Below are 25,279 nucleotides of genomic sequence, written 5' to 3' on the forward strand. Positions count from 1 at the left end.
CGAGTCGCGGAGCACACCTGAGCCCCGCCCGCCCCAGCCCATGCGTCCCGCCCACGCATCCCGCCGTGAGTCCCGCACCCGGGTGTCGGCACACCTGAGTGTCGTACGTACGTTTCCGAGGGGAGCCGCACCATGCGCGCAGCCGTACTGCACGAGATCGGCCAGGACAAGCTGGAGATATTCGACGACGTCGAGGCGACGGGCTTCGGGCCGGGCCGGGTGAGGATCCGGGTGCGGGCCACCGGCCTGTGCCACTCGGACCTCTCGGCGATGGCCGGGGTCCTGCCGCAGCCCGCCCCGTTCATCCCCGGACACGAGGGGGCCGGCGAGATCCTGGAGGTCGGCGAGGGCGTCACGAGCGTCAAGCCCGGCGATCGGGTCGTCGTCTGCTGGCTGCCCGCGTGCGGCGTGTGTCCCGCCTGCAAGCGCGGCCAGACCGAGCTGTGCCTGGCGGGCTTCATGAACGCGGGCACGCCCAACTTCAAGCGGCCCGGCGGCGATGTCTTCGGCTTCGCGGGCACCGGGACCTTCACCGAGGAGGTCGTCGTCGACGCCGGCTGTGCCGTGCCGATCCCCGACGACGTGCCCTTCGACATCGCCGCCCTCATCGGCTGCGGAGTCACCACCGGACTCGGCGCGGCCCTCAACACCGCTGACGTGGAGGCCGGTTCGTCGGTCGCCGTCATCGGTTGCGGCGGCGTCGGCATCTCCGCGATCCAGGGTGCCCGGCTCAAGGGCGCCGCCGAGATCGTCGCCGTCGACCCGGTGGGTTCGCGCCGCGAGGCCGCGCTGAAGTTCGGTGCCACCAGGGCCGTCTCGCCCGAAGAACTCCCCGACGCCAAGCAGTCGGTGACCGCGGGCGAGGGCTTCGACTACGTCTTCGAGGTCGTGGGCCGGTCCGCCACCGCCCGCACCGCGTACGACAACACGCGCCGCGGCGGCACCCTGGTCGTCGTCGGCGCGGGCGCCATGGACGACTACCTCCAGCTCAACATGTTCGAGCTGTTCTTCGACGAGAAGCGGATCCTGCCGTCGATGTACGGCGGCGGGGACGTCCTGCGGTCCTACGAGCGGACGATCGCGCTGTGGCGCGCAGGACGCATCGACCTGGAGGGCCTCATCACGCACCGGGTGCCGCTGAGCGACATCAACGAGGCGCTGGACCAGATGCGTACGGGCGTGGCGCTGCGTACGTGCATCGAGATCTGACGCTTTGAACCCCACTGCCGTCGACCGGAAGGACCTTGATGTCACTGCCACTTGAGGGCCGGTCCGCGGTCGTCACGGGTGCGGGCCGCGGCCTCGGCCGGGCGGAGGCGCTGGAACTCGCCCGGCTCGGTGCCGCCGTCGTCGTCAACGACTTCGGACAGCCCGGCCGGGACGGGTCCGGCGACGCCTCGGCCGCGCCCGCCGAGGAGGTCGCCGCCGAGATCCGTGCGACGGGCGGCCGGGCACTCGCGCACACCGGTGACGTGGCCGACCACCAACAGGCGCGGGAGCTCGTCGAGTTGGCGATCTCGGAGTACGGGCGGCTGGACGTTCTCGTCAACAACGCGGGCATCCTGCGCGACCGGATGGTCTTCTCGATGTCCGAGGACGAGTGGGACTCCGTGATCCGGGTCCACCTGAAGGGCCACTTCAACACCACCCACTTCGCGTCGGCGCACTGGCGGGCACGGTCCAAGGCGGCGGACGCGCCGGTGTACGGGCGGATCGTGAACACCTCCTCGGAGGCGTTCCTCGCGGGCTCCGCGGGGCAGCCCAACTACGCGGCCGCCAAAGGGGGGATCGTGGGCCTGACGACCTCGTCGGCGCTCGCGCTCGCCAAGTACGGCGTCACGGCGAACGTGATCTGCCCTCGGGCCCGGACCCGGATGACGGCGGACGTCTTCGCGGGCTTCCAGGAACCGGGCGGCGAGGAAGCCGAGGGGCGGCTCGACCCGCTCGCTCCCGAGCATGTCGCCCCACTCGTCGGCTACTTGGCCTCGCCGGCGGCGGCCCACGTCAACGGCCAGCTCCTCGTGGTGCACGGCGGAATGGTCGCCGCCGTCGAACGGCCGCGTGTGGCAGCGAAGTTCGACACCAAGCAGGACGCCTTCACCTACGACGAACTGGACGCGCTGCTCACGCCCCACTTCGCGGACCGGCCGGCGGGGGAGACGTTCGCGGCCGCGGAAGTACTGGGTCTGCGGCACGAGTGACCCATGGCGTCACCGTGACGTATCCCTGACGTACCCCCGACGTACCCAGGTCGGTCCCTGAGACGCTCCCCGAGCAGGTCCCGGACGGGGAGCGGATCCGGGTACGACCGTGAAGGCCGCGACCCACGCGGAACGGCCCCGCCCGACGAGATGTCGGGCGGGGCCGCTTCACGGTACGGACCTGCGGTGTGGTCAGGCCGCCGTGTCGCTCTGCTCGGCCGGCCTGCGGTGCCGCCCGCGGGGGGTCGCCCCGTCCTCCTGGGCGGAAACCGGTCCCCGGTGCCGACCTTGGCCACCGTCGGCGGTGGCCTGCGCCAACGCCCCCCGCGGGTCGGTGTCCGTCGTCTCCATGGTGCTCGTGTCGCTCATGTGTGATTCACCCCGTCAACAAGATCCTTCTTTACAGCGCGGGCGAGTCTAACGGGCGGATGTGACCGGCCTGAGGGGTGGTTGGGGCTACTCGGTGGTCACTTTGGGAGGGGTGAGAGACGGGGTGGTCCCGGCGGTCGTCCGGAGCGTGCGGAAGGCCGGCGGCGCCTCGGTACTGACCTGCTCGACACACAGGGGTTTCACCGGCTCGGAGCCCTCGGGACGAAGCCCTCCGGGGACGGCCGGGCGAACGCCCGCGGGTGCCGCCGGAGGCATGCTCAGGGGCGCTGCAGGCAGGCTGATTCCGGCGACCGCCGGAAACGTCCGGCGCATGCTTTCGCCGGCCGCCGGGGCGGAACGGTCCGGCGCCGCGACGGAACGGTCCTCCGACGCGACGGAACGGTTTGCCGCCACCGGGATGGGAGGTTCCGCCGCGGGGGCGGTGCTTCCCGCAGCCCCGGCGCCTGCCGCAGCCGCTGTGCCTCCCACTGCCCCGGCGCCTCCCGCTGCCCCAAAGCGTCCCGCAGCCTCTGCGTCTGCCGCAGCCCCAGCGCCTGCCACCTGCGTGCCCACCCGGCGCGCGTCTTGCGTGCTCGTGCGGCGCGCGTCTTGCGTGCTCGTGTGGCCCGCGCCTTGCGTACCCGCCCGGTCCGCGCCTTGCGTACCCGCCTGGTCCGCGTCTTGCGTGCCCGCCTGGTCCGCCCTCTGCATGCCCACCGGGGCCGCCCCTTGGTTGGGCACCCCGCCATACCCTCCGCCGGGCACCCCGCCATGCCCTCCGCCGGGCCCCTCTCCGGCAACCGCCCCCGTCGCCTCGTCGGGTGCCCGGCCCTTCGTGGCCGCTTGCGCCAACCGCCGTCCCGCGAAGGCGTTCGCGACCGTCCGGCCCGTCAGCGGGGCCTGCTGAAGCGGTACCGGACGGGCCACGACAGGCTCCGGGGGACCCGTGACCGACGGCCCCCGCGGCGCTTCCCCCGGCGCCTCGGCCGTGCGGTCCGGATCCCCCGGGCCCGCGTCCCCCGCCCCCGTGGGTGCTTCCATCCGTGACACGCCGCACGGCACCGTCCCCGTCGCGTACGGCAGTTGAAGCACCCCGTCCTTGGTCCACCGACCCGACCCCGTCAACCAGCCCTCGGGCGCGGCGAGTTGCTGGACGTACCGCTCGGTCGGACGCCATACGCCGAGCCAGCTGCCCGAGGCGCCGTCGATCCGCAGAGCGACCCCGCAGCTCTCCGGCGTCAGTACCAGGCCCGGCTGGATCGCGAACGGCGTGACCGCGCAGCCGGCCAGGTGGAGACACTCGGGGAACCGGACCGGGAGCGTGCTCCCCAGCACGCCCCAGCCGAGCCGCTCCTGCCCGGGCGAGGGCGCGTCCGAGCGGATCAGGAGCAGCCCGCTGTCGGCGTCCGCGAGCAGCAGCCGGTCGTTGCTCTCCTCGGAGATCTGCAGCAGCGGCGACAGCTCGCCCCCGCGCTCCAGGTCGGCCACCACCGTCTTGGTGCGGCCGTCCAACTCCCGGTCCAGCGCGAGCAGTCGGTCCCCGCCGCCGAGCCACACCCCGCCCGAGCAGCGGCCCGGAACCTCCGCGAGATGCTCGGGACCGAAGGCGCCGCCCGCCACGAGCCACACGGCGGTCGAACCGCGGCCCACGGCAAGGGCGTACGCGCGTGTGCCGCCCGGAGCGGGCGGCAGCAGCCGCATCTCCGTCCCCGGTTCGGGGCACTCGACCGCGCCGAGCGGTACCTCGCCCGTCCCGGGGCCGGTCGGGTACAGCAGCGAGAACGCGTGCCGACCGTCGACGAGCCGGTGGATGAGCACCCGCCCGTCCGCCAGCGGCAACACCTCCGTGCCGGGCTCCTCCGGTTGGTTGCCGGGCAGCGGCACCGCGTACGGCTCGGGGCCGTCCAGCGTCCAGCGCTCCGGGAACCAGGAATCGCCGCTGCGGGCCAGCCGGGCCGCGTAGGACCCGTCGACGGTGATCACGCACCCTGCCCGCGTGGCCCACTCGTTCCCGGGCACCGCCGCGGACTCGATCGCACAGGCCGCCATCGTTCGGTCACCTCCGGCGACGAAACTAGTTTTCGCACGCACAGACGTGGGACCGGCAAGCAGCCCCTTCACACATAAGAGTGGCCGACTTTCGATTCGCCTGAGGGAACAGGGGCGGGTGTGCTGGACGAGATGAGGGCGCTTATGGTTAGGGCGGCCTAAGTACAGCCTGTGCGTCGGCTGAGCAACCTCTGGAGTGTGTTCCCTGATGTCCCCACGCCGCCGCGGCTCCGCCGCTGTCGCCCTCGCCGTGGCCGCGGCGCTGTCCCTGGCCGCCTGCTCGTCGGGCGACGCGGGCTCCGACTCGAAGAAGTCCGACAACGGCAGCGGCAGCAAGTCCGTCGCCGTGGGCGGCGAGGACTTCTCCAAGGCGGCCGAGGAGACGGCGAAGATGGGCACCACGGCCAAGGCCGGGGAGTTCCCGCGCACCATCGAGCACGCCATGGGCGAGACCGAACTGAAGGCCGAGCCCAAGCGGGTCGTCGTCCTCGACGTGGGCGAACTCGACAACGTCGTCTCGCTCGGCGTGAAGCCCGTCGGCTGGGCACCCACCGAGGGGTCGGCCGGCATCCCCTCGTACCTGAAGAAGGACGCGGGCAGCCCCAAGGACGTCGGCACGATCAACGCCCTCAACCTGGAGGCCATCGCCGGCCTCAAGCCCGACCTCATCCTCGGCAGCGAACTGCGCGCCGCCAAGCTCTACCCGCAGCTCTCCAAAATCGCGCCGACCGTTTTCTCCATCCGCCCGGGCTTCACCTGGAAGGAGAACTACCTCCTCAACGCCGCCGCCCTCGACAAGACCGCCGAGGCGAAGACCCAGCTCGCCGCGTACGAGAAGAAGGCCGAGGCCCTCGGCGGTGAACTCGGCGCCGACAAGCCGACCGTCACCATGCTCCGCTACCTGCCGGGCATGATCCGCCTCTACGCCAAGGCGTCCTTCATCGGCACGATCCTCGACGACGTCGGCATCCCGCGCCCGAAGAACCAGCAGATCAACGACCTCGCGGCGGAGATCAGCCCGGAGAGGATCGACGAGGCCGACGCCGACTGGATCTTCACCGGCGTCTACGGCGACGCGAAGAAGACCGACCGCGCGAGCGCCGAGGACAACCCGCTCTGGAAGAAGCTCGGCGCCGTGAAGAACGGGCAGGCCAAGGACGTACCCGACGAGACCTGGTACCTCGGCCTCGGTGTGACCGCCGCCGACGAGGTCCTCGACGATCTCGAGGGCTACCTCGCCAAGTAGCCGCCGAAGCGGCGGGGCGGGGCCGCACGACCGGGCGCCCGGAGCGGGGTCGCCCGGTCACAGCTGGTCACGTGGCCCGCGACCGGCGGGGCACGGACCCAGGGCAGGTAGCCTTTCGTTCGTGCCCCGTCTGTCTGAAGCAATCGCCGCGCTCGACGCCCTCTGGCCCCCCGGGAGCGCGGAGGCATGGGATGCGGTCGGGACGGTCTGCGGAGACCCCGACCAGCAGGTCTCCCGTGTCCTGTTCGCCGTCGACCCGGTCCAGGAGGTCGTGGACGAGGCGGTGAAGCTGGGCGCGGACCTGCTGGTCACCCACCACCCGCTCTATCTGCGCGGTACGACGACGGTCGCGGCCTCGACCTTCAAGGGCCGCGTCGTGCACACCCTCATCAAGAACGACATCGCGCTGCACGTCGCCCACACGAACGCCGACCGCGCCGACCCGGGAGTGAGCGACGCCCTCGCCGGCGCGCTGGACCTGAGGGTCGTACGCCCGCTGGTGCCGGACCCCGCCGACCCCGGGGGCCGCCGCGGCCTGGGGCGCGTCTGCGAGCTGGACCATCCGGTCACCGTCCGCGAGTTCGCCGCCCGCGCCGCCGAGCGGCTGCCCGCCACCGCGCAGGGCATCCGCGTCGCGGGCGACCCCGAGGCACTGGTGCGGACCGTCGCGGTCAGCGGCGGCTCCGGCGACAGCCTCTTCGCCGACGTACGTGCCGCGGGCGTGGACGCCTTCCTCACCGCCGACCTGCGCCACCATCCGGCGTCGGAGTTCATGGCGGACGGCACGCACAGTCCTCTCGCGCTGCTCGACGCGGCGCACTGGGCCACCGAGTGGCCCTGGTGCGAGCTGGCCGCAGCCCAGCTCGACGAGATCTCCGACCGTCACGGCTGGGACCTGCGGGTCCATGTCTCGAAGACGGTCACCGACCCGTGGAACTCCCACTCCCCTTCACCTGGAGCCCCCAACTGAACGCCGCGCCCGCCGACCAGATCCGACTTCTCGACGTCCAGTCCCTCGACGCCCGCCTGCAGCAGCTCACGCACCTGCGGAGGTCGCTGCCCGAGCACGCCGAGATCGAGTCGCTGACCAAGGACCTCACCCAGCTGCGTGACCTGCTGGTCGCCTCGCAGACGGAGGAGAGCGACTGCTCCCGCGAGCAGACCAAGGCGGAGCAGGACGTCGACCAGGTGCGCCAGCGTGCCTCCCGCGACCAGCAGCGCCTCGACTCGGGCGCCGTCACGTCCCCCAAGGACCTGGAGAACCTCCAGCGCGAGATCGTCTCGCTCGCCAAGCGGCAGGGTGATCTGGAGGACGTCGTCCTGGAGATCATGGAGCGCCGCGAGTCCGCGCAGGAGCGGGTCGCCGAGCTGACCGGGCGGGTCTCCTCCGTCCAGTCGAAGATCGACGACGCGACGGCCCGGCGGGACAGCGCGGTCGAGGCCTTCGACGGCGAGGCCGCGACGGTCACCAAGGAGCGTGAGGTCATCGCGGGTTCCCTGCCCGCCGACCTGCTGAAGCTGTACGAGAAGCTCCGTGAGCAGCAGGGCGGCGTCGGTGCGGCCCGCCTCTACCAGCGCCGCTGCGAGGGCTGCCGCCTGGAGCTGAACATCACCGAGGTCAACGAGGTGAAGGCGGCCTCGCCGGACACGGTGCTGCGCTGCGAGAACTGCCGCCGGATCCTGATCCGTACGTCCGAGTCCGGCCTGTAGGAAGCGAGTTGACCGCCGAGGCAGACGGGGGTTCCCGGGGCGCTCCCGTCCCGGGCCCCGCGGGCCCCGGCACGGGAGCGCCCCGCGAGGGGCGCGGGGAACGGCGCGGCCAGCCACGGCCGACCGGCGGCCGGGCGACTGCAACTCCCGGCGGTACTCCTGTGGCCGGTGACGACGGTGCCGACGGTGCCGCGTTGGCGACGCCGGTGTCGGAGGCGCCCCGCGAAGGGCGCGGGGAACGGCGCGCCCAGCCGCAGCCTGCCCGCGGTCAGGCGACAACCACCGCCCCCTCCGACGCCAGGGACAGCGGTGCCGCACGGAACGTGGCCTCGCGGGCGCCGGCCGCCGGAGGGGCCCCGCCACCCGACCTCGGCGCCCCCACCACCTTCGTACTGCTGCGCCACGGCGAGACCGCCCTGACCCCCCAGAAGCGGTTCTCCGGCAGCGGCGGCAGCGACCCCGCACTGTCGGACGTGGGCCGCCACCAGGCCGCACGCGTCGCGAGCGCGCTCGCCGCCCAGGGCACCGTGCAGGACATCGTGTCCTCCCCCCTCGCCCGCTGCCGCGAGACCGCGGAGATCGTCGCCGCCGCGCTCGGACTCGGCGTACGCGTCGAAGAAGGGCTGCGTGAGACGGACTTCGGGGCGTGGGAGGGCCTGACCTTCGCCGAGGTACGGGAGCGATACCCCGACGACATGACCGCGTGGCTGGGTTCACCGGACGCCGAACCGACCGGCGGCGGCGAGAGTTTCGAGGCGGTGGCCGGGCGCGTGGCCGAGGCCCGCGACAGACTGCTCGCGTCGTACGCCACCCGTACCGTGCTCCTCGTCTCCCACGTCACGCCCGTCAAGACCCTCGTACGGCTGGCTCTGGGCGCCCCGCCGGAAGCCCTGTTCCGCATGGAACTGTCCGCGGCCTCGCTGTCGGCGGTGGCGTACTACGCGGACGGGAACGCGAGCGTGCGGTTCCTCAACGACACGTCCGCGCTGCGTTAGTCGAGCTGTGGGGAGGGCCGCCCCCGGCTGTGGACGGCTGTGGACGGCCGCGGGCCGGTGAGGCCCGGACGCGCAGTTCCCACGCGCAGTTCCCGGCGTGCCGTCAGGACCCGGCGCGATTCACGAACACCGCAGGCAACCGAACGCGTCCCCCGTGCGTAGTACCGGAGAACGCGTTGGCATGCACACGAAGCGGGGGAACGCGAATGGGGTTCACAGCACGCGCGAGAACGGCGGCACTGGCCGCCGCGATGGCCGGGGCGCTGGTCACGGGGGTGGTGTCGGCCGGCGGCCAGCCGGCGCAGGCGGCCGGCTCAGCCACGCACGACGGGAAGAAGGCGAAGAACGCCTCGGCGAAGGCGAAGCCACCGGCGACCGTCACGCTGATCACGGGTGACCGTGTGACCGTCGACTCCGACGGCAAGGTGGTCCGACTCGTACGCGGCAAGGGCCGCGAGAAGCTCGGCTTCTCGATACGGCGCGAAACCGGCCACACGTACGTCGTCCCGCAGGACGCCCTGCGCCTGGTCGCCGACGGGGTGCTCGACCGGCAGCTCTTCGACGTCGCGCAGCTCGTCAAGGACGGGTACGGCGACGCGCGCCGCACCACGCTGCCGCTGATCGTCGGCTACGGGAAGGACAGCGCCGGAGCGGGGGCCCGCGGCGAAGCCCGCGACCCGCTCGCGGGCGTGGCCGTCCGGGAGCGCCGTGCGCTGCCCGTGGTCGACGGTGAGGCCTTCGAGGTGCCCAAGTCCGGTGCCCAGGCGGTGTGGGCGGCTGTCACCGGCCGCTCGTCGGCCCGTACGGCAGGCGGTACGGGCGCTTCCGCGCGGCCCGTCGCCCATGTCTGGCTGGACGCGAAGGTCCGGCCCACCCTGGCGGAGAGCGTGCCGCAGATCGGCGCGCCCGACATGTGGAAGTCGGGCTACACCGGCAAGGGCATCAAGGTGGCGGTCCTGGACACGGGTGTGGACGAGACCCACCCGGACCTCCAGGGAGTCGAGACGACGCAGAAGAACTTCAGCACGTCCCCCGACACCAAGGACCGCTACGGGCACGGCACGCACGTGGCCTCCATCCTCGCCGGGAGCGGGGCGAAGTCCGGCGGCCGCTACAAGGGTGTGGCGCCCGACGTGCAGCTGCTCGACGGCAAGGTCCTGGACGACTACGGCGACGGAAGCATGTCGGACATCGTCTCCGGCATGGAGTGGGCCGTCGGCCAGGGCGCGAAGGTCGTCAACGTGAGTCTGGGCTTCACCGACTCCCCGGGGGACGACCCGGTGGAGACGGCCGTCGCCCGGCTCTCCGACAAGGCCCTGTTCGTGGTGTCCGCGGGCAACGAGGGCGACGGGCCCCGCACGGTCAGGTCGCCGGCCAGCGCCCCCGAGGCGCTCACCGTCGGCGCCGTGGACAAGCAGGACGAGCTCGCCGTGTTCTCCAGCCGCGGCCCGACTCTCGACGGAGTGCCCAAGCCGGACATCACAGGCCCCGGTGAGGACATCACCGCCGCCCTGACCACGCAGAGCGAGACCCCCTCGGACGAGGGCTACGTGTCCCAGTCCGGCACGTCGATGGCCGCTCCGCACGTCGCGGGCGCCGCCGCCCTGGTGCTCCAGCAGCACCCGGACTGGGACGGGGCCCGGCTGAAGTCCCTCCTGACCGGCTCGGCCAAGCCCCACCCGCTGCTGAACGCCAACCAGCAGGGCGCGGGCCGGGTGGACCTGACACGCGCCGCCACGGCCCAGGTCGCCGCCGAGCCCGGCTCCCTGAGCTTCGGCACGCACGCCTGGCCGCACGCCGACGACAAGCCCGTCGCCAAGACCCTCACCTACCGCAACCACGGCACCGAGGCCCTCACCCTGCAGCTGAGTGCCTCCGGCGCCGACTCGTCGGGCGACCCCGTGCCGGCCGGCATGTTCACCGTCAAGGACGCGCAGCTCACCGTCCCGGCCGGCGGCACCGCGAAGACCACCGTCACCGCCGACACACGCAAGGGCGCCGTCGACGGCGTCTTCGGCGGCACCGTACTGGCGTCGGGAGGCGGCCAGCAGGTGCGCACCGGACTCGTGGTCGAACGGGAGGTGGAGTCGTACGACGTCACGGTGCGGCACATCGACGCCGACGGGGTGAACGCGTCCAACTACGCGACGACGATCAACCCCGTCGACGGGAACGGCGCCCGCACGGAGCTCCCGTCCAGCGAGAACGGCACGGTGGTCCAGCGACTGCCCAAGGGCTCCTACCAGTTGGAGAGCCTGGTCTTCGCCGAGGACAACGAGGTGGGCTTCTTCGTCCAGCCGGTTCTGAAGGTGGACAAGGACGTCTCGGTCACTCTCGACTCGCGCAAGGCGAAGCCGATGGTCGTGAAGGCCCCGGATCCGGCCGCGAAGCTCGTCACCTCGATCGTCGGCTACTACGACGATGCCGCGGGGTCCAACACCTGGTCCACCAACGGGATACCGCCGATCCGCACCGCCGCCGTCGGCGCGGCCTCCGACACGATGCGGGCCCAGTTCAACGGCGTGTGGAAGACACCCGGCGCGGCCGGCAAGAACGTCGACTACCGGCTCGCCTTCAACCGCAAGGGAAGCTTCTTCACCGGCCTGAACCGCACCGTCACCCGGGCCGACGTGGCCGAGGTGAAGCTCGGCTTCGGCGCCTCCGTCACCGGGGTCAAGGGCCAGGTCCACATCACGCCGCTGGACGCGGACGGGAGGAGCATCGGTATCGGCGAACCGCCGGAGCAGACCCTGCCGCGGAGCACCACGCACTACCTCAGCACGGCCGGCGTGCGCTGGTCCTGGAGGGCCTTGCAGCTAGACGCCCGCAGTGAGGCGCGCATGACCTACACGAAGGAGGAGGTGACCTACCGGCCGGGCTCCAGCCACACGTTGAAGTTCAACACCGGTGTGGTCGGTCCCGACCTCGCGGCGGGCAGCCCGCACCAGCAGGGTGCCGAGCGGATCGGCGACTCCGTCCTCGCCATGGTCCCGCTGTTCAACGACGGCGGCGGCAACCTGGGCTCCTCGACGGTTACCAAGGGCTTCGCCCGGCTGGAGTCCGGTGGGCGCGTCCTCGCCGAGGGCCCGGCCACGGACTGGCTGAGCACCGAGGTCCCCGCCGCCTCCGCCGGGTACCGTCTGACGGTCGAGGCGAGCCGCGCCGCCGCGGACACCTCCACCAGTACGAAGGTGACAGGGGTGTGGACGTTCACCTCGGCCCGGCCGACGTCGGACGACGTGGTCAGGTTGCCGCTGTCGACGGTGCGGTTCGCGCCGAAGCTGACCCTGCGCGGCACGGCTCCGGCGGGCGGCACGCTCAAGGTGCCGCTGAAGCTGGGCGGCGCGGCCGCCGCGGCCGGGCAGGTCGCCACGCTGACCGTCAAGGTCTCCTTCGACGGCGGCCGGACGTGGAAGCCGCTCACCGTGACGACCGACGCGAAGGGGGCGCGCTCGGTGAGCGTCAAGCACCCGGCGACCGCCAAGGCAGTGACCTTCCGGGTGGACCTGAAGGACAAGGGCGGCAACACCGTGCGCGAGACGATCACGAACGCCTACCGGCTCGCTCCGTGAGATGCGTGAGATGACCGCACGGCGATGATCGGTGCCCGGCACCGGTGAACCCTCCGGCCCGGCCCCGCACCCGCGGGGACCGGGCCGGACTCACGTCCGCTCGACCGGCAAGCAGTGCAATCAGTACTGACTGGCAGGGAATCGGCACCGGGCGAACCGGCCGAACGCGCGGGCTCGACGGCGGGTGGACCGACGCGCGGGTCCGACAGCATGCGGATCGGCACGCGGATTCGATGGCGCGTGGTCCGACGCCGCGTGGTCCGACGGCGCGTACATCGGCGCGCGGGTCCGACACCGCTCGGGGCGTTCGGGGCGTTCGGGTTTCCCGGTCACGGGTCACGGGGTGCGGGGTGCGGGTCACGGGGTGCGGGTTGCGAGCGCCTCAGCGTGAGGCGTGGCCCAAACTCGCCGCCTCCCGCGCAAGTTCCTCCACGCGCGGCCAGTCCCGGGACGCGATCGCGTCCGGCGGAAGCATCCAACTGCCGCCCACGCACAGGACGTTGGGCAGCGCCAGGTACTCCGGGGCCACGGAGGGGCCGATGCCCCCGGTGGGGCAGAAGCGGGCCTGCGGCAGCGGTCCGGCCAGCGACTTCAGATACGCCGTGCCGCCCGCCGCCTGTGCCGGGAAGAACTTCATCTCGCGCACGCCCCGCTCCAGCAGCGCCACGACCTCGGACGTCGTGGACACCCCCGGCAGGAACGGCACTCCGGACGCCTTCATGGCGTCGAGCAGCGCGTCCGTCCAGCCGGGGCTGACGAGGAAGCGCGCCCCGGCGGCCACCGACAGCGCGGCCTGCTCAGGCGAGATGACCGTGCCCGCCCCGACCACCGCGTCCGGGACTCCGTCCGCGATGGCCCGGATCGCGTCGAGCGCCACCGGGGTCCGCAGGGTCACCTCGATCGCGGGCAGCCCGCCCGCGACGAGCGCCCGCGCCAGCGGCACGGCGTCCGAGACGTTCTCGACGACGACCACGGGCACGACGGGCGCGAGTTCCAGCAGGGACGAGGGCGACGGGAACGACAGGGGAGTCGAGTGTGACGGGGATGCGGGCGAGGGCAGGGCCATGCCCTCATCCTGCCCGCGACGAACACTCTCCGCAAAGGCCGTTGCGCAGGATGCAATGCGCGGCTGGCTGCTGGCTGCTGGCTGCTGGCTGGCTGACTGCGCTCAGTGAATCTCGTCCACCAGCACGTCCAGCATCCACGCCTTGCCCGTACCGCCCGGGGGCGCCGCCTCCACGACATGCCCCAGGTCCCGCAGCGCCTCCACCAGCTCCGCGGGCCCCGACGGCACGGACCCGGACTCCATGAGGCTCCGCACGATCCGCCCCTTGGTCGCCTTGTTGAAGTGGCTGACCACCTTCCGGGTCGGCGCGTGCAGCACCCGCACGCTCGCCGTACGCCCCGCGACCTCACCCTTCGGCCGCCACGCGGCCACGTATCCGGAGGACCGCAGGTCCAGCACGAGCCCGCTCCCGGCGGCCTCGGGCAGCACGGTGGCCATCGGCGCCCGCCAGTGCGCACCCAGCGCCCCGAGACCCGGCAGCTTCACACCCATCGAGCAGCGGTACGAGGGAATCCGGTCCGTCACCCGGACCGCGCCCCAGAGCCCCGAGAACACGAGCAGCGACCGCGAGGCCCGCCGCTTGGCCGCCGTGTCGAGCGAGGCCAGGCCGAGGGCGTCGTACAGGACACCCGTGTAGATCTCCCCGGCGGGGCGAGCGCCCGCGGTCCGCAGCTCCGTGTTCTTGGCGATCTCGCCGCGCAGGCCCTCGCTCAGGCCAAGCACCTCACGCGCCTTCTCCTCGTCGCCGACGCACAGCTCGACCAGCTCGTCGAGCACCGCCTGCCGCGCCTCGGTGAGCCCCGGCAGCGACAAGGACTCCGGCTTCAGCGGCGCGCCCCGCCCGGAGGGAGCCTTTCCTTCGGAAGGCGGCAGCAACACGAGCACGGCGGTTCTCCTTGGGACTTTCGGTACGTACGAGAAGCAGGCGCCAGCCTACGGGGTGCCGCCCGCCGCACCCCGTCCTACGCTCGCCGTATGCCACGCCGCCAGATACGTGTGACCGGTGCAGCCGAGGCTCCTCTGCGGGCCGAGCTGCGCGCGCTGCGAACCGGACTCGGCGTGCCCGAGGCCTTCCCGCCGGACGTGCTCGCCGAGGCGGAGCGGGCCGCGAGGGAACCGACACTGCCGACGTACGACGCGACGGACATCCCCCTCTTCACCATCGACCCGCCCACGTCGACCGACCTCGACCAGGCGATGCACCTGTCCCGCCGCCCGGGCGGCTACCGCGTCCGGTACGCCATCGCCGACGTCGCCGCGTACGTCGCACCCGGGGGACCGCTGGACGCGGAGGCACACCGCAGGGTGACCACCCTCTACTTCCCGGACGGCAGGATCCCCCTCCACCCGGCGGCGCTGAGCGAGGGCGCCGCGAGCCTCCTCCCGGAACAGACGTGTCCGGCCGTCCTGTGGACCATCGACCTCGACGCGGATGGCAGTCCCACCGCCACGGACGTCCGCCGGGCCCTCGTCCGCAGCCGCGCCAAACTCGACTACGCATCCGTGCAGCAGCGGATCGACGCGGGCACTGCCGAGGAACCGCTCGCCCTCCTCAAGGACATCGGCCTCCTGCGCGAACAGCGGGAGGTGGCGCGCGGCGGCATCTCGCTGAGCGTCCCCGAGCAGGAGATCGTCGAGCGCGACGGCACGTACGAACTCGCCTACCGCGCCCCGCTGTCGGCCGAGGGCTGGAACGCGCAGATCTCCCTCCTCACGGGCCTGGCCGCGGCCGAACTGATGCTCACGCACGGCACCGGCATCCTGCGCACGCTCCCGGCCGCCCCGGACGGCGCGGTCGGCCGGCTGCGGCGCACCGCGACGGCGCTGCGCATCGACTGGCCGCACCACGTCTCGTACGCGCAGCTCGTCCGTTCGCTCGATCCGCGCTCGCCGCACCACGCGGCGTTCCTCCAGGAGTGCACGACGCTGCTGCGCGGCGCGGGCTACACCGTCTTCCGGGACGGCGTCGTCCCGGACCTCACCACGCATGCCGCCGTCGCCGCCCCCTACGCCCACTGCACGGCTCCCCTGCGCCGCCTGGTCGACCGGTACGCCTCCGAGCTGTCCCTGGCAGCGGTGGCGGGGGAGGAGCCGCCGGAATGGGTGCTCGCCGCCCTGGACGACCTGCCGAAGCGGATGGCCGAGGGCACGCGCCGCGCGGGCGCGGTCGAGCGGGGGTGCGTCGACCTCGTCGAGGCGGCCCTGCTCAAGGACCGCGTCGGCGAACTCTTCGACGGCACGGTCGTGGACGTACGGGAAGGTGAACCCTCCGTCGGGACCGTCCAGTTGGCGGACCCGGCCATCGTCGCCCGCGTCGAGGGCGGGAGCGGGCCGCTGCCGCTGGGGGAGCGGCTGCGGGTGCGGCTCACGCAGGCCGACCCGGGGTCGGCGAAGGTGCTGTTCGCTCCCGCGTGAGCTCACGCACGGCCCGTAGGTCGCGTACCAGCGCGTCGGGTTCGTCGGCGTGGAAGCGGATCAGCCGTACGTCCTGCGGGCGCCCTAGGAACGTGAAGTGCCGTACAGGGGTGGCCAGTTCGAGCGTGATTGTGGTCTGGGCGGCCATGGCCAGGTCGAGCCGTCCCTCGCTCCGCTCGTGCGTGGTGACCAGCTCGCGGCGTACGGACGCGATGGCGGACAGCGGGACGCGCAGGTCGACATGGGCGGCCCGGCGGATGCGCAGGACCGTGCCGTCGAGGACGTGCGGACGGGTCACGGCGGCCGCGTGCATGCCGACGACGAGCAGCAGTGTGTAGACGTCGAGGACCAGCACCACCCGGTGTACGGCGGGATGGTTGCGCAGGAGCACCGCCATGCACACGCTTTCGAGCACGCACACGAAGGCGATGCCGAACATCATCGCGCCCTGCCCCCGGGCGTACCCGAAGGCACGGCCCCCCTCCATGCCGTGCGGGCGCCGGGCGGCCCACCGGGCGATGCTCGCCAGCAGCCGCACCTCATGGGCGAAGAGCCGCCGCAGGACCCTCAGGGCCTTCATCGCGCACGCTCCACGAGGAGCTGCATCGTCCGCCGGACCGCCGCGGCCTGCGCGGGCGGGAAGTCGTCGAGGAAGGTGCCCAGAAAGCCGCCGTTGTCGTTCATGCCGACTCCGTCCAGGTCGAGTTGGGCGAGTCCCATGTCCGCCAGGGCCTCGTCCGGAAGACACTCGGCGAGGGCGCGGGCGGCCTCCTCGACGCGCGGGTCGGCCGCGTCGGCGTCGGCGAGGTCGTCGAGCAGCCCGTACGCCCTGTGCGTACGCTCGGCAGCGCCCGGCACGTCGGCGGCTGTGCGCAGGGCGGACAGCAGACGCTCCCGGTCCTTCGGGGTGGCGACCGTTTCGAGCAGGGCGATCATCTCGCGGTCCTTCGCGGCCATCGCCGGTTCCGGGTACCGGGTCAACTCGCTGAAGATGGCGGCGAGTTCGGGGGACACGGGCCCTTCGGCGGGCATGTCGCCCCCGTCGAGCAGGGCGCGCAGCCGCAGCCGCCGGGCCCGGATCGCCGCCTCCTGGCGTGCCAGGTCGTCGTCGAGTTCCGCGAGCACCTCGGTGAGGTCGCGTCCCGCGTCGTCCGCGAGGACGTCCCGGACCTCGGCGAGGCCGAGCCCCAGTTCGGTCAGCCGCCTGATCCGGGCGAGCGCGACGAGGTGCCGCAGTCCGTAGTCGCGGTAGCCGTTGGACCGCCGCTCGGGTTCGGGCAGCAGCCCGAGGTGGTGGTAGTGCCGCACGGTCCGCGTGGTGACTCCGACAGTCGAGGCGAGCTCTCCGATCCGCATGCCCTCAGTAGAAACGTTGACGTTGCGTCGGGGTCAAGCGGCGGTGCGCCGGGCGGGTGTCCGGTGCGCTCCGGCCCACCCGCCGGGCGGGTGTCTGACGCACTCCGGCCCACCTCTTGACGGCTAACGCTGTTAGCCTTACGGTTGTGGCTAACAGTGTTAGCCGGTGGTCGTCGGCCGACTGCCGCGCCGTCCGTCTGTCCGCCCGTCCACTCTCAGGAGGCACCGATGAGCACGACCACCGCAACCGGCACGAGCACCGCAACCGGCACGGTCGGCTCGACCGTTACGACTGGCACGACTGGTGCGACCGGTACAGCGAGTGCGACTGGTACGGCGAGTGCGACCGGTACAGCGAGTACGACGGATACGGCCACGGTGTTGCGACGCCGAGGAGCCCTCGCCGTCACCCGCCGCACGGCCTGGCTGCTGAACGCCCTCTTCTGGTCGGCCTTCGCCGTGCTCGAAGGCGCGAACCACGGCTGGCTCGCCGGACTCCTCGCCGCGGCGTTCTTCGTCGCCCCCGACCTCACCTTCCTGGTCGGCCTCGGCGACGCTCCCCGCATGGCGAAGGGTCAGCTCCCGCCCCGCGCGGTGCCGTACTACAACGCCGCGCACCGGGCGGCCCTCCCCCTCGCCCTGATGACGCTCTACGCCTTCGGCCCCGTGGCCTGGCCCCCGGCGTTCGCGGCCCTGTGCGGCTGGCTCGCCCACATCTCGTACGATCGCGCCTTCGGCTACGGACTGCGGACCAAGGAGGGCTTCCAGCGTGACTGACCGGCAAGAGGCCAAGGCCGGCGAGCAAGGCGCCAAGGCGGCCGACCGGCAAGGTGCCAAGGCCGACCGGCGAGGCGCCGGGGCCGGGGGCGGGGCCGGGGGTGGTGGGCTGTCGCCCCGGGCCCGCGCGATCGTCGCGGCGGCCCGCGCACTCCTGGAGGAGTCCGGCCCCGCGGCGCTGACCATGCGGGCCCTCGCCGACCACCTGGGCATCAAGGCCCCGTCCCTCTACAAGCACTTCCCCGACAAGTCGGCCGTCGAGGTCGAACTGATCGCGCAGATGCTCGCCGAGTCCGCCGACGCCCTGGAGGCGGCCGAGGCCGAGACCCCCGGCTCGATCCCGGCCCTCGCGGAGGCGTACCGCGCGTACGCCCTCGAACACCCCCACCTCTACTGCCTCGCCACCGAACGCCCGCTGCCCCGCGCCGCCCTCCCGCCCGGCCTGGAGGCCCGCGCCGCGGCGCCGCTCGTCCGGGCCTGCGACGGCGACGCGGACCTGGCCCGCGCGACCTGGGCCTTCGCCCACGGGATGGTGATCCTGGAGATCCACGGCAGGTTTCCGCAGGACGCCGACCTGGCCGGGGCATGGAAACGGGGCACGCGCGCGTTGCACTCCTGAGGGGGTGCGCCGCCATGGGGGCAGCGGGTGAGCACGAACGCACGGCCGGGCGTGAACAGGCCGTCTGGACCAGGGCGACCCTCGGCAGATCCGGCCGGCCGCTCGACCTCCTGACGGCCCGCTTCGACCGCCACCGGTACGCGCCCCACGCGCACGACGAGTTCACCATCGGCGTCTGCGTCGGCGGCGCCGAGGTCATCGACTACCGCGGCGGCCGCATCCGCCCCGGCCCCGGCTCGATCGTCGTCCTGGGTCCGGGCGAGGTGCACACCGGCGCCCCGGCGGCGGACGACGGCTACGCCTACCGCGCTTTGTACGCCGAGGTGCCCCTGCTCACCGAGGGCACCCTGGGCGTCCCGGACTTCCGCGAACCCCTCCTCGACGACCCCGAACTGGCCACCGCCCTGCGCCTCACGCACACCGAACTCAGCGCCTGCCCCGACCCGTTGGAGACCGAGTCCCGCATACCGTGGCTGCTGACCGCCCTCGCCCGCCGCCACTCCACGGCCCGCCCCGTGTGCGACACCATCCCGGGCGCCGGCCGCGTGGCCGAGGCGGTACGGGACCGCCTCGCCGACGAACTCCTCGCCCCGCCCTCACTCGCCGCACTGGCCGCCGACCTGGGCCTGTCCCGCTACCAACTGCTGCGCGCCTTCCGTACGAGCATGGGGATGCCGCCGTACGCCTGGCTCGCCCAGTACCGGGTGAACCGTGCCCGGTGCCTGCTGGAGGCGGGCCACCGCCCCGCCGAGGCGGCCGCACTCGTGGGCTTCGCGGACCAGGCGCACCTGACACGCTGGTTCCGGCGGGTCCTGGGGGTCACCCCGGCGGCGTACCGCAACAGCGTTCAAGACGCCCGCCGCTGACCCCGCCGAGACTGCCCGCATGACTGCACGCGGCTGGCTTCTCTTCTCCCTCATGGGAGTGCTCTGGGGTATCCCCTACCTGATGATCAAAGTGGCGGTGGACGGCGACATGTCCCCGTCCATGGTCGTGTTCGTACGCTGTGCGCTGGGCGCGGCACTGCTCCTGCCCTTCGCGATCCGCCAGGGCAACCTCGCCGGAGTCGTACGGACGCACTGGCGCCCCATGCTCGCCTTCGCCTGCATAGAGATCATCGGCCCGTGGTGGACGCTGACCGACGCCGAACGCCACCTCTCCAGCTCGACGGCGGGCCTGCTGATCGCGGGCGTACCGATCGTGGGCATACTCCTGGCCCGCTTCTTCGGCGAGACGGAACGTCTGGGTGCCCGCCGAATGACGGGCCTGGCACTCGGCCTCGGCGGCGTGGCGGTCCTGACGGCCCCGCACCTGACCGGCGGCGACGCCCGCTCCCTGGCGGAGATGCTGGTGACGGTGGTGGGCTACGCGACGGCCCCGCTGATCATGGCCCGCTACCTGAAGCCGGTCCCGACGCTGCAACTGATCGCCCCGTGCCTGCTCCTGTCGGCACTGGTGTATGCCCCGGCGGCGGCGCTGTCCTGGCCGACATCGGTCCCCTCCCCGTCGGTCCTGGCGTCCCTCACGGGCCTGGGAGTGATCTGCACGGCTCTGGCCTTCGTGGTCTTCCTGGAACTGATCAGGGAGGCGGGCCCGACCAGGGCGGTGGTCTTCACGTACGTCAACCCGGCGGTGGCGGTGACGGCGGGGGTCCTGTTCCTGGACGAGGAACTGACGGCGGGAGTGGTGGCGGCGTTCACGCTGATCCTGCTGGGGTCGTTCCTGGCGACGGCGGGGCCGGGGGCGAGGCCAGGGACGGGGTCGGGGAAGCAGGGGGAGCCGCCCATTGTGTCCGCTGCACCGGTGGCACCCGTTGTACCCGTTGTACCTGTTGTACCCGCCGGGCCCTCGGGAGCGGAGCCGGCCGGAGGCCCGGTAGCATGGTCGACACGGCAGACGAGCCGGGCGGACGGCCGCGTGGAGTCCCCTTCGGGGGCGCTTCCCGAGGAACGTCCGGGCTCCACAGGGCAGGGTGGTGGCTAACGGCCACCCGGGGTGACCCGCGGGACAGTGCCACAGAAAACAAACCGCCCGGGACCTCGGTCCCAGGTAAGGGTGAAACGGTGGTGTAAGAGACCACCAGCGCCTGAGGCGACTCAGGCGGCTAGGTAAACCCCACCCGGAGCAAGGTCAAAAGGAAGCACCCAGGTGTTTCTGCGCGGACGTTCGAGGGCTGCCCGCCCGAGTCCGCGGGTAGACCGCACGAGGCCGGCGGCAACGCCGGCCCTAGATGGATGGCCGTCTCCCCGGCCGCCGCGAGGCGCCCGGGCGACAGAACCCGGCGTACAGCCTGACTCGTCTGCTTTTATGGCCCTGACCTGGAGGTTTCCTCGGGACAGGGCCGTTTTTGTCGTCGTAGTGGGTGTGCCCGGCTGACCTGGGGTGTCCCGGGAGTTCCCGCCCGTTTTTTGCACTGGTGTGCAACGGGGTACCGGAACAGCCGTCCGGATCGTGCTCGGAACCATGCGGAAGGGGAGGTCGGCGGTGACTATGCCGCTGGTGTAAAGGCCGACCTCGCCGGGCGCTTCTCCGTGGACTCCGGGATGCCGATCACCTCCACGCTGATGCCGGCCTGCTCCAGTGCCTGGGCGGTCTGGGCGAGGGTGATCTGGGAGAAGGGGAACAGGGTCTCCGGCGTCAGCGTCGCGCCGTTGCCCAGCTTGATGGCGAAGACGACGCGGCGCGGGACGAAGTCGGCGGGCAGGTAGAAGCCGTTCTTGCCCTTGTCCTTGGCCTCCGCAGCAGCACGCTCGGTGAACTGGCGGCGCACCTCCGCGTCCTGCAGGAGCAGCTGGATGGCGACGATGCTCTGGTTGAACAAGTGGCTGAGCGGTCCGGAACCGCCGTGGGCGGGCTTGACCAGGATCAGGGTGCCGTCCTTGGTGAGCAGGTCGCAGACCTCGAACTGGCTCGAACTGGTACCGACGGGGTTGCGCGCGTTCTTGCGGTCCATGCAGAGCAGCTGCGGGTGGGTGTCGGGGACGCTCTCGTTGTACTGGCGCTCGGTCTGGCCCTTGTACCAGGTGGGCAGATCCACCGAGGGGCGCGGCGTGAAGAGCCTGGCGATGATCGCGCGGATCGTCTCCACGAAACGCGCGCCGAGCTCGTACCACTCGCCGTCGGTGAAGCAGAAGCGGCGGGATCTGACGGAGATCTGGGCCTCGATCCAGCGCAGCGCGGAAGTGGTGAACAGACGCTCCTGGCCGCCGCCCTTGGGATAGAGGTAGCCGCTCACCGTGCCCATGCGTACGGCGTCCAGGCGCGTCCCCTGGCGGTGTACGCGGGCGCGGCCCAGAAGATAGGCCAGGTCGAAATCGTCATGGTGGCCGGGCTCGCTGCGGCCGATCCTGATGTGGAACATCCGGGCTGCCTGGTACGGCTGCCAGAGTTCCGTAGGGACGGCGGAGACGATCCGGCCGTCGGCGGGCTCACCGAGGGCGGCATCCAGGGCGATGTCGAGGAGTTCGAGAGTTTCGGTGTCCTTGACCGGCGTGATGTGTTCGACGAACTCCAGCTCCGGCTGAGGCTTCTCGTCCCGCAGAACGCGTCCGATCTCGCGGAGGTCGGCGATCAGGTCCTCGCGCTCGACGCCGAGGGGGATACGCAGCCCCGCGCCACCGTCCGCACCGAACTGTTCCACGCGGCCGAGGTGGGAACGGGTGAGCTTGAGATCCTTGAGGTAGGCGCCGAGCCGGTCGACGTGCTGAGCGTGCTCGCGGACGGCGAAGCTGAGCACAGGCTTCCCTGCGGGCGTCAGCGCGATGTCGGTGCGTGCCTCGCCGATGGTGCGGGACACGAGACCCCGCAACTGGTAGGGATCGCCCGCGCGAAGCACGAACGCGAGCCCGAACCGCTTGTTGACGTAGCTGTCCTCCAGCATCCGGTAGCCCATGTCGGCGCCGAGGGCGTACACCATGCCATCGACGGCGAGCAGATGCAGGGCGGCGGGCCGACTGGAGGAGATGGTGAAGGACTCTCCGTAGCCGCTGGAGAAGACATCACCCCAACCCACCTGCTCCCTGTCGTTGGGGACGATGACCGCGATCTGCTGGATCGGCTCCTGCGGCGCAGAGACCCTCAGTACAGCGTGGGGGGTGTTCAGGTACTTCTGGTTCACCGCCTCCAGCATGGCCTCGACGGTCGGGGTGACGCCGGGGAGCTGGTAGACGGTGCGGGTGCAGGTGCGAAGAGCCATGAGTGCCTCCATGCGGCAGGGGAGCGCGATGTGCGCGGGACGGGATAACAGGTGCGTGCCTTACGGGTGTTGAAAGAAGTGGCGAGCGGTGAGGTCGAAGTGATGCGACGTGGTCAAACCACGGGCAGGTGCGGTACGTGGCCTGTCCTGCTGAGTGCGGTGAGGACGCGGTTCGCGCGGTGGTTCCTGGTCCGGGCGGCGAAGTCGTCGGTCAGGCGCTGGACGAGGGTGGGGGTTGCGGACATGGCGCGGCTGCCTCTCTTGCGGGAATGGAAGGGATCCGGGATCGGAGTGGTGGTGCTGGCGGCTTGGGAGACGTCGGTGCGTCTCCCTGGCCGATGGGCCTCGGCGGAAGGCCGGGGCCTGACGCATCCAAAGTGGCAGACAGGTCGTGGAAAGCAGAATTGAAATCCTGATAACCAGGGTTATCAGATGCCTCAGAGGTCCATTTTCAGATCGGCGATAGAGTCTGTGATGCCTGCAGATGAGCCGGCGACGTCAGGACGTACAAGCCGTGCGTGATCCGCCTGCGGAGAGGAGTGAGACCAGATGCCCACTGAGCACGAGGCGGCGACTTTCATCCTGCCGGATCAGACGCTCTGGCGGATCACGTACACGGAAATCGGGACCTTGGCTCAGGTCCAACGTCCCGTCGTCACCACCTGGGCCCGCCGGTACCCAGACTTTCCCGCGCCGGTGGAGCACGACGGCACCCGCCCGCTCTTCGACGGTCACGCCGTCGTCCGATGGCTTCTGGACACCGGACGAGGCAACGCCGACGCCCGCCACCTGCGCGGCGAGCTCGCCCTCCACACCCTCGCCGCATGGAGCGAACGGTTGCCGGGAGCGGCCCTCGTCGACACCCTGACGTCACTGATCTGCCTGCGCCGTCATGACGACATGCCGCTTGCCGCCGACGGATGGCCCGAGCTGGTTGAGCGCGCCCGGTACTTCGATGAGGAAGACGCCTTCTTCGCCCGTGAGATCGCGGCGGCCGCCCAATCCGGGGAGCAGCTCGATGGCCTCCGGGCCGTGGCCGACGAACTGGTCGAGACCGCGTACTCGCCGGCCGAACCGTTCACCTGGATCCTCGACGCGCGCCGCCGCCTGGGCGCCCATCACCTGGCGAAGGATTCCGTCACCCCGGCCATGGCCCAGTGCATCGCCCGACTCTCTGGCATCGAGGAGATGGCGGACGGCCGTGTCATCGGTATCCCTTACGTGCGGACCGGCGACCTCCTGACGGCCCTGCGTGACACGGACGTCACGGACACAGGACACCTCTACCAGGCCTGCGACCCGGACCCGTCCCTGGTGCGCCTGGTCCGGCGCCGGGCCTTGGTCCACGACATCGCGGAGTTCGAACTCGACATCTGTGAGGGCGATGAGCTGCCCATCGAAGCCTTCGACGCGCCCGACCTCATCACTGCCGTGCTCCCTTACGAGGCGGGCGAGGACCGGGACCCGCTGGTTGCGCTGGAGCGCATAGAGGCCCTGACCGACCTCCTCGCGGACGGCCGCATGGCGGTGGTCCTCGGCCCCGCCGATGCCCTCGCCCAGGCACTGCCCCCGCGAGGGGAGGCGGACCGGTTGCGCCAATCCCTGCTCACCTCTGGTCTGGTCAAGGCCGTCGTCAACCTCCCCGGTGGGGTCATGCCCTACCGGCCCGCCTACCGCACCGCCCTGTGGGTGTTGCACCGCACCCCGCAGGAGCAGCGACGAGGCCGCGTCCTCCTCATCGACCTCTCCGCGCAGGACCTGACCCACCGCACCCTCGACGCGCTGTGCGAGGACGTCCACATCTGGCGCACGGCCAACTGGGACGACGACGGCCGCCACGAACCGCGTCACGGCGTCATCCTGCCAATCCAGGTTTTGGACGGCCGGCCAGGTATCGCCTTCACCCCCCAACACCGTTCCCACGCCAGCCGCTACACCAGCGCGGTGATCGACCGCCCCGCCCTGATCTCGGAACTCGAAGTACGCCTGAGCCGGCTCACCGACGCCGCGCATCGCCAGCACGATCAACGCCCGGAATTACGCACTCGCGCGGCACTCCGTCCTTCCGACCGGCCCATACGGCGCACCACAGTCACCCGACTCCTCAAGGAACGCCGCCTGCGCAAACTGCCGGGCCACCGCATCGACGCCGAGCACCTTCGACCTGAGGGCCGTTACGACGTCATCACTCCTGCCGAGATCACCGGCACCGCCCCGGTCGGCACGCACCGCATCGACCGTGCGGTGCTGATGACGGCGTACGAGCACGCTCAGTTCACCGAACCCGGCGACGTGGTCATCACCGTCACTCCCCGCTTCGGGGTCTACGTCGACGAGGAGGGCCTGTCGGTCGTCGCGTATCCAGCCCGTGTCCTACGTGTCCGCCCCGGAGCCGAACAACCGCTCCGCCCACGTGTGTTGGCCGCCCTGCTTCGCGCGGCAGCGGCCGAACACCGCCGCACCAGTGGAGCCGTCCGGGCTGCCCGACGCATCGAGGACATGGCGATACCGGACCTGGATCCCGACGAAGCCGCCCGCTGTGACGCCCTGCTCGTCGAGATCGCCCGGCGTGCCGCACTTCTACGCGAACAGGCTGCGGCGCTGGAGGACTTGAGCCGTCTGACGGCCGCCGGCCTCACCGACGGCACCCTCACGATCCTCGCCCCCGACTTTCCGAGCCACGCACTCTGACACCTAGAAGGAGCCCTG

Annotated in this window: 18 protein-coding genes, 1 other RNA gene and 3 pseudogenes; 14 read left to right on the forward strand and 8 right to left on the reverse strand. The window is 71.8% G+C overall.

Annotated features, from left to right (window positions below; all coding sequences use genetic code 11):
- The first annotated feature begins 132 nt into the window (after positions 1-132).
- Both KUF83_RS16705 and KUF83_RS16710 read left to right on the forward strand, forming a co-directional pair.
- Positions 133-1,209 carry a Zn-dependent alcohol dehydrogenase gene (locus KUF83_RS16705; RefSeq protein WP_217455484.1) on the forward strand — a complete coding sequence of 359 codons (1,077 nt, stop codon included), beginning with the start codon at positions 133-135 and terminating at the stop codon, positions 1,207-1,209.
- A 38-nt stretch (positions 1,210-1,247) separates the two neighbouring features.
- Complete coding sequence (locus KUF83_RS16710; protein ID WP_217455485.1) at positions 1,248-2,201, forward strand: 3-oxoacyl-ACP reductase; 954 nt, start codon at positions 1,248-1,250, stop codon at positions 2,199-2,201.
- 192 nt (positions 2,202-2,393) lie between these two features.
- Here the strand turns inward: KUF83_RS16710 and KUF83_RS16715 are convergent, their stop codons facing one another.
- Both KUF83_RS16715 and KUF83_RS16720 read right to left on the reverse strand, forming a co-directional pair.
- A complete protein-coding gene (locus KUF83_RS16715; RefSeq protein ID WP_217455558.1) occupies positions 2,394-2,570 on the reverse strand; it encodes a hypothetical protein in 177 nt (58 codons plus the stop codon).
- Between the two features lie 870 nt (positions 2,571-3,440).
- Positions 3,441-4,619: pseudogene (locus tag KUF83_RS16720) on the reverse strand (hypothetical protein); the annotation flags it as partial.
- Positions 4,620-4,827: 208 nt separating this feature from the next.
- On the opposite strand from KUF83_RS16720, the gene KUF83_RS16725 reads away from it, so the two are divergent.
- The 5 genes and pseudogenes from KUF83_RS16725 (at position 4,828) to KUF83_RS16745 (ending at position 12,142) form a co-directional block, all read left to right on the forward strand.
- Positions 4,828-5,865 carry an ABC transporter substrate-binding protein gene (locus tag KUF83_RS16725; protein WP_217455486.1) on the forward strand — a complete coding sequence of 346 codons (1,038 nt, stop codon included), beginning with the start codon at positions 4,828-4,830 and terminating at the stop codon, positions 5,863-5,865.
- A gap of 121 nt (positions 5,866-5,986) precedes the next feature.
- Positions 5,987-6,835 (forward strand): Nif3-like dinuclear metal center hexameric protein, encoded by an 849-nt coding sequence (locus KUF83_RS16730; protein ID WP_217455487.1) that lies wholly within the window; start codon positions 5,987-5,989, stop codon positions 6,833-6,835.
- Positions 6,832-7,575 carry a zinc ribbon domain-containing protein gene (locus tag KUF83_RS16735; RefSeq protein ID WP_217455551.1) on the forward strand — a complete coding sequence of 248 codons (744 nt, stop codon included), beginning with the start codon at positions 6,832-6,834 and terminating at the stop codon, positions 7,573-7,575. The genes KUF83_RS16730 and KUF83_RS16735 overlap by 4 nt, the downstream gene beginning before the upstream one ends.
- Positions 7,576-7,931: 356 nt before the next feature.
- Positions 7,932-8,570 (forward strand): annotated as a pseudogene (locus tag KUF83_RS16740) (histidine phosphatase family protein); the annotation flags it as partial.
- Between the two features lie 206 nt (positions 8,571-8,776).
- On the forward strand, positions 8,777-12,142 hold the full coding sequence (locus KUF83_RS16745; RefSeq protein WP_217455488.1) for a S8 family serine peptidase: 3,366 nt from the start codon (positions 8,777-8,779) through the stop codon (positions 12,140-12,142).
- A 382-nt stretch (positions 12,143-12,524) separates the two neighbouring features.
- On the opposite strand, the gene eda is transcribed toward KUF83_RS16745, so the two are convergent.
- A complete protein-coding gene (gene eda, locus KUF83_RS16750; RefSeq protein WP_217455489.1) occupies positions 12,525-13,208 on the reverse strand; it encodes a bifunctional 4-hydroxy-2-oxoglutarate aldolase/2-dehydro-3-deoxy-phosphogluconate aldolase in 684 nt (227 codons plus the stop codon).
- Positions 13,209-13,310: 102 nt separating this feature from the next.
- Positions 13,311-14,093, reverse strand: a complete 783-nt coding sequence (yaaA, locus tag KUF83_RS16755; RefSeq protein ID WP_217455490.1) for a peroxide stress protein YaaA — start codon at positions 14,091-14,093, stop codon at positions 13,311-13,313.
- Positions 14,094-14,183: 90 nt separating this feature from the next.
- Between yaaA and KUF83_RS16760 the strand changes: the two genes are divergently transcribed.
- Positions 14,184-15,623 (forward strand): RNB domain-containing ribonuclease, encoded by a 1,440-nt coding sequence (locus KUF83_RS16760; RefSeq protein ID WP_217455491.1) that lies wholly within the window; start codon positions 14,184-14,186, stop codon positions 15,621-15,623.
- On the opposite strand, the gene KUF83_RS16765 is transcribed toward KUF83_RS16760, so the two are convergent.
- Both KUF83_RS16765 and KUF83_RS16770 read right to left on the reverse strand, forming a co-directional pair.
- Positions 15,574-16,203, reverse strand: a complete 630-nt coding sequence (locus KUF83_RS16765; RefSeq protein ID WP_217455492.1) for a hypothetical protein — start codon at positions 16,201-16,203, stop codon at positions 15,574-15,576. The genes KUF83_RS16760 and KUF83_RS16765 overlap by 50 nt on opposite strands.
- Positions 16,200-16,979 carry a MerR family transcriptional regulator gene (locus KUF83_RS16770; protein ID WP_217455493.1) on the reverse strand — a complete coding sequence of 260 codons (780 nt, stop codon included), beginning with the start codon at positions 16,977-16,979 and terminating at the stop codon, positions 16,200-16,202. Before KUF83_RS16770 ends, KUF83_RS16765 begins: the two co-directional genes overlap by 4 nt.
- Before the next feature lie 378 nt (positions 16,980-17,357).
- On the opposite strand from KUF83_RS16770, the gene KUF83_RS16775 reads away from it, so the two are divergent.
- The 5 genes and pseudogenes from KUF83_RS16775 to rnpB all read left to right on the forward strand — a co-directional run bounded on the left by KUF83_RS16775 (position 17,358) and on the right by rnpB (position 20,677).
- Positions 17,358-17,756: a DUF4260 family protein gene (locus KUF83_RS16775; protein ID WP_374106078.1), complete on the forward strand. Its 399-nt coding sequence runs from the start codon at positions 17,358-17,360 to the stop codon at positions 17,754-17,756.
- A gap of 109 nt (positions 17,757-17,865) precedes the next feature.
- Positions 17,866-18,375 carry a TetR/AcrR family transcriptional regulator gene (locus KUF83_RS16780; RefSeq protein ID WP_217455553.1) on the forward strand — a complete coding sequence of 170 codons (510 nt, stop codon included), beginning with the start codon at positions 17,866-17,868 and terminating at the stop codon, positions 18,373-18,375.
- Between the two features lie 14 nt (positions 18,376-18,389).
- Positions 18,390-19,241: an AraC family transcriptional regulator gene (locus KUF83_RS16785; protein WP_217455495.1), complete on the forward strand. Its 852-nt coding sequence runs from the start codon at positions 18,390-18,392 to the stop codon at positions 19,239-19,241.
- 82 nt (positions 19,242-19,323) lie between these two features.
- A pseudogene (locus KUF83_RS16790) lies at positions 19,324-20,043 on the forward strand (DMT family transporter); the annotation flags it as partial.
- 229 nt (positions 20,044-20,272) lie between these two features.
- An RNA gene (rnpB, locus tag KUF83_RS16795) (RNase P RNA component class A) lies at positions 20,273-20,677 on the forward strand.
- Positions 20,678-20,863: 186 nt separating this feature from the next.
- Here the strand turns inward: rnpB and KUF83_RS16800 are convergent.
- The gene (locus KUF83_RS16800; RefSeq protein ID WP_217455496.1) at positions 20,864-22,570 is read right to left on the reverse strand and encodes a DUF6119 family protein; all 1,707 of its coding nucleotides are present in this window, start codon (positions 22,568-22,570) and stop codon (positions 20,864-20,866) included.
- 113 nt (positions 22,571-22,683) lie between these two features.
- A complete protein-coding gene (locus tag KUF83_RS42610) occupies positions 22,684-22,815 on the reverse strand; it encodes a hypothetical protein (RefSeq protein ID WP_302828520.1) in 132 nt (43 codons plus the stop codon).
- A 304-nt stretch (positions 22,816-23,119) separates the two neighbouring features.
- On the opposite strand from KUF83_RS42610, the gene KUF83_RS16805 reads away from it, so the two are divergent.
- Positions 23,120-25,261, forward strand: coding sequence for an N-6 DNA methylase (locus KUF83_RS16805; RefSeq protein WP_217455497.1), 2,142 nt, complete (start codon positions 23,120-23,122; stop codon positions 25,259-25,261).
- Positions 25,262-25,279: the final 18 nt, after the last annotated feature.

It is taken from the genome of Streptomyces sp. BV286 (assembly GCF_019090165.1).
GTDB lineage: Bacteria > Actinomycetota > Actinomycetes > Streptomycetales > Streptomycetaceae > Streptomyces.